This is a genomic window from Collimonas fungivorans (assembly GCF_028292705.1).
Taxonomy (GTDB): Bacteria; Pseudomonadota; Gammaproteobacteria; order Burkholderiales; family Burkholderiaceae_D; genus Collimonas; species Collimonas fungivorans_B.
Genome location: NZ_JAQGLV010000217.1, coordinates 1 through 4,402 on the forward strand (window position 1 = coordinate 1; position 4,402 = coordinate 4,402).

Here is a 4,402-nt window from a genome sequence, read left to right on the forward strand (position 1 = left end):
TGAGCTTGACTGCCAGGTCGCCTTCGACGATCTGGCAGTGGTAGAGGTCGAACTGCACTTGCAGGTTGGAGGCGCCGACCTCGGCGCAGATCGCCTGCGCATCGTCCTGGCGGTTCAGGAAGAAGCCGGGGATGTCGCGCGTATTGATCGGTTCGATCACGATCGTGACGCCGAACGCGGCTGCTTCCGCGGCCGCATAGGCCAGGTTTTCCAGGTACACGGCGCGATGGCGGGCACGGTCCTGCTGCGGCTGGATCAGGCCAGCCATGACGTGCAGTTTTTTATTGCCGAGCGCTTGCGCATATTCCAGGGCGGTGGCGACGCTGCGCTTGAACTCATCCTCACGCCCTGGCAGCGAAGCGAGGCCGCGCTCGCCGGCGGCCCAGTCGCCCGGAGGTGCATTGAACAGCGCCTGCGTCAGGCCGTTGTCCCGCAACCGGGCTCGCAGCTCGGCGGCGGCATGCTCGTACGGGAACAGGAATTCGACGCCCTTGAAGCCGTCCTTGGCCGCAGCCGGAAAGCGCTCAAGGAAAGCGTGCTCGTTGTACATCATGGTGAGGTTGGCGGCAAAACGTGGCATTGCATAACTCCTGAAAATTCGTCCTGAAAAATTCGTCCTGAAAATTTATCCCGAAAATACGTTGTTAGCGGTTGACCATCTTGGCCGGCGTGCGCAAGATCGCAATCGAACCTATCACCAGCATGCCGGCAAGCATGAACATGCCGGTCTGGTTATTGTGCGTCGTATCCTTCAGCCAGCCGACCAGGAACGGGCTGACGAAACCGGCCAGGTTGCCGACCGAGTTGATCACCGCGATGCCGGCAGCGGCGCCGGTACCAGACAAGAAGGCCGTCGGCAGCGACCAGAACAGCGGCGAGCAGGTCAGCACACCCATGGCGGCCAGCGACAGGAAGGCGATTGCAATCACGGTATTGTCGGCCGCGATCGCGGATACCACAAAGCCGACAGCGCCCAGCAAGGCCGGCACGATCAGGTGCCAGCGCCGTTCGCGCATGCGGTCGGAGCGGCGGCCGATGAGGATCATGGCGAACACCGCGCAGACAAAAGGAATGGCGCTGATCAGGCCGATCTTGAAATCGCCGACGACGCCGGAGGCCTTGACCAGGGTCGGCAGCCAGAACGTCAGGCCGTACTGGCCCATGACGATGCAGAAATAGATCAGGCACATGTGCCAGATGCGGATGTCCTTGAACACGGCAGCGGTCGACTTCGGGCTTTGTTTGTCTTTCTGGTCGGCGCGGATTTCCGCTTCCAGGAAATCCTTCTCCGCTTCCGTCAGCCACTTGGCCTTGCGGATGCTGTTGTCCATCACGAAAAACACTGCAATGCCGACCAGGATCGCCGGTATCGCTTCGATCATGAACATCCATTGCCAGCCGTGCCAGCCGCTGGAGCCGTGGAACGATTGCATGATCCAGCCGGACAGCGGATTGCCGAAAATGCCGGATACCGGGATCGCCGCCATGAAGGTAGCCACCACCTTGGCTCGGCGATGCGAAGGAAACCAGTAAGTCAGGTAGAGGATGATGCCGGGATAAAAACCGGCTTCGGCTATCCCCAGCAGAAAGCGCAAGACATAGAACTGGGTCGGCGTCTGGACCCAGGCGAAGCAGGCCGACAAGATGCCCCAGGTAATCATGATGCGGGCGATCCACAGCTTGGCGCCGACCCGGTTCATGATCAGGTTGCTGGGCAGTTCGAACAGGAAGTAGCCGAGGAAAAATATGCCGGCGCCGAGGCCGAAGATGGTTTCGCTGAAACCCAGGTCCTGCGACATCTGCAGCTTGGCGAAACCGACGTTGACGCGGTCCAGGTAGGCCACCACGTAGCACAGCATGATGAACGGCACAAAGCGCCAGAATACTTTCTTGTACAGGTTTTCGGCTTGTTCGGCCGGCAGGCTTGCAGTTGCCTGTTTGCCTTTGTTCGTAATTGTTGCTGACATCTTGTCTCCACCAGTTTGATTTTTAAAGTCCGGACGTTTCTATTTTTTTTTTGAAACTTACCAGCGCGCTCCAAATACCCGATACAACTCGTCCAGGGCCTCTGCACTCAGAGGCTCCGGTTTATCCTTTACCATCAGCCACAGGCGCGCCGTTTCTTCCAGTTCCTCCAGCGCATATGCGGCTTGCGAAACGCTTTCATGCCACACCACCGGCCCCAGCCGTTCCAGCAACACGCCGCGCACGGCAGCCGCCAGCAACTTGACCTGTTCCGCTACCTGCGGATCGCCAGGGCGGCGGTAAGGAATCAGGGGAATGCGCCCGACCTTCATCACCTGGTACGGCGTGATCGGCGGCAGCACCGCGCTGTCATGCCAGACGCCGGCCAGGGTCAGCGCCACCAGGCTGGTCGAATGGGTATGCACCACGGCTTGCATCAGCGGGTTGTTGTCGTAGACTGCGCGATGCAAGGCCAGCGTCTTCGACGGCTTGTCGCCGCCGACCCACTGGCCGCTGAGGTCGACCTTGGCGATCTGCGCCGGCGCCAGCCTGCCGAGGCAGGCGTCGGTCGGCGTGATCAGCCAGCCGTCGTCGAGGCGGGCGCTGATATTGCCTGCCGCGCCCACCGTATAACCGCGCTGGTACAGGCTGGCGCCGATGTCGCAGATTTCTTCGCGCAGCGCCTGTTCCTTGAGCGTGGTGCTGCCGCTGGCCTGGTTTTTCTGAGTGCTCATAGTCGCGTTTCGCCCAAGTGCCGGAGCGCCTTTTCAAAAAAATCGATGCTGCCGAAATTGCCCGATTTCAGCGCCAGCGCCAAAGGCGTGGTCCCAATCGATGCTGTCGCCGGCACGCCGGGATCGATTTGCGCGCCTATGCGCAAAGCACGCACGCCGAGCGCCTTGACCACCGCGCCGGAAGTTTCGCCACCGGCAATCACGAAGCGCCGCACGCCGCTCTCCAGCAAGGCTGCGGCGATATCGGCCAGCGCCTGTTCGATCAATAAACCGGCGCGTTCGACGCCAAGTTCGGCCTGCACCTGCTTCACTTGTTCTGGCGTAGTGGTGGCGTAGATCAGCGCCGGCTGCTTATCCAGATGCTCCCGGGCGAAGGCCAATGCCTGCGCGACTACCGGTTCGCCGCCGGCCAGCGCCAGCGGATCGATGCGGAATGCCGGGCGCTTCTCCATCCATGTTTTTACCTGGGCGTTGGTGGCTTTCGATGCGCTGCCGGCCAGGACTACCGACAAGCCTTCTACCGCCGGCAGTTCGCCGGCTGCCGCACCTTGTTGCGGATAGAGCAGCCCGGCGCGCACGAAGTTGCCGGGCAGGCCGAGCGCGATGCCGGAGCCGCCGGTGACCAGCGCCAAATCGGCGCAGGCAGCGCCGATGGCGTACAGGTCCTGGTTTTCCAGGGCGTCGACAATCGCCATCCGTACGCCTTGCCGGCGCAGCACGTCGATTCCGGCGCGGATCTGTGCGGCGCCCTGGGACACTGTCGGATAGTCGATCAGGCCGACCTTGGAAGGGGTCTGCTGCTGCAGCACGCGCACCAGGTTCGGATCGGTCATCGGCGTCAAGGGATGGTTCTGCATTCCCGATTCGCTGAGCAGCTGGTCCTGGATGAACAGGTGGCCGCGATACAGGGTGCGGCCGGTTTCCGGGAACACCGGGCAGGCTATCGTGAAATCGCTGCCCAGGGCTTGCAGCAGGGCGTCGGTCACCGGGCCGATATTGCCTTGCGGGGTGGAGTCGAAGGTCGAGCAGTATTTGAAAAAGAACTGGCGGCAGCCTTGCTGCCGCAGCCAGCCGAGCGCAGCCAGGGAATCGGCCACCGCTTCGGCGGCAGGCGCCGTGCGCGACTTGAGCGCCACCACGATGGCGTCTACATCCTGCGGCGCGCTGTCCGGCACGCCGATGGTCTGCACGGTGCGCATGCCTTCACGCACCAGCATGTTGGCCAGGTCGGTGGCGCCGGTGAAATCATCGGCGATGCAGCCGAGCAGGGGAGTTGTCTGTGCCGGCATGGTTACTCCCGCGCAGTCGGCAGCTGGATGCCGGGGAAAATCTTGATCACGGCGGCGTCGTCCTCTCCGCCGTGGCCGGCAGTGGACGCCATCATGAACATCTGGTGCGCGGCGGCTGACAGCGGCAGCGGGAATTTACTGGCCCGTGCGGTGTCCAGCACCAGCCCCAGGTCCTTGACGAAAATATCGACCGCCGACAGCGGTGTGTAATCGGCTTTCAGGATATGCGGGACGCGGTTTTCGAACATCCACGAATTGCCGGCGCTATTGGTGATCACTTCATACAAGGAGTCGGCATCGACCCCTTCGCGCAATCCCAGCGCCATCGCTTCCGCCGCGGCAGCGATATGCACGCCGGCCAGCAGCTGGTTGATGATCTTGACCTTGGAGCCCATGCCGTGCGCTTCGCCCAGC

At 62.2% G+C, this 4,402-nt stretch carries 5 protein-coding genes; all 5 read right to left on the reverse strand.

Annotated elements, in window-relative coordinates:
- The coding region (locus JWQ61_RS12250; RefSeq protein WP_304360769.1) for a hydroxypyruvate isomerase family protein at positions 1–580 on the reverse strand (580 nt) is incomplete at its 3' end.
- 64 nt (positions 581–644) lie between these two features.
- Positions 645–1,967 carry an MFS transporter gene (locus tag JWQ61_RS12255; protein WP_304360770.1) on the reverse strand — a complete coding sequence of 441 codons (1,323 nt, stop codon included), beginning with the start codon at positions 1,965–1,967 and terminating at the stop codon, positions 645–647.
- Between the two features lie 57 nt (positions 1,968–2,024).
- Positions 2,025–2,699, reverse strand: a complete 675-nt coding sequence (locus JWQ61_RS12260) for an aldolase (RefSeq protein ID WP_304360771.1) — start codon at positions 2,697–2,699, stop codon at positions 2,025–2,027.
- A complete protein-coding gene (gene otnK, locus JWQ61_RS12265; protein WP_304360772.1) occupies positions 2,696–3,988 on the reverse strand; it encodes a 3-oxo-tetronate kinase in 1,293 nt (430 codons plus the stop codon). Before otnK ends, JWQ61_RS12260 begins: the two co-directional genes overlap by 4 nt.
- A 2-nt stretch (positions 3,989–3,990) precedes the next feature.
- Positions 3,991–4,402, reverse strand: a 412-nt coding sequence (locus JWQ61_RS12270) for an NAD-binding protein (protein WP_304360773.1), incomplete at its 5' end; no start/stop codon positions are given.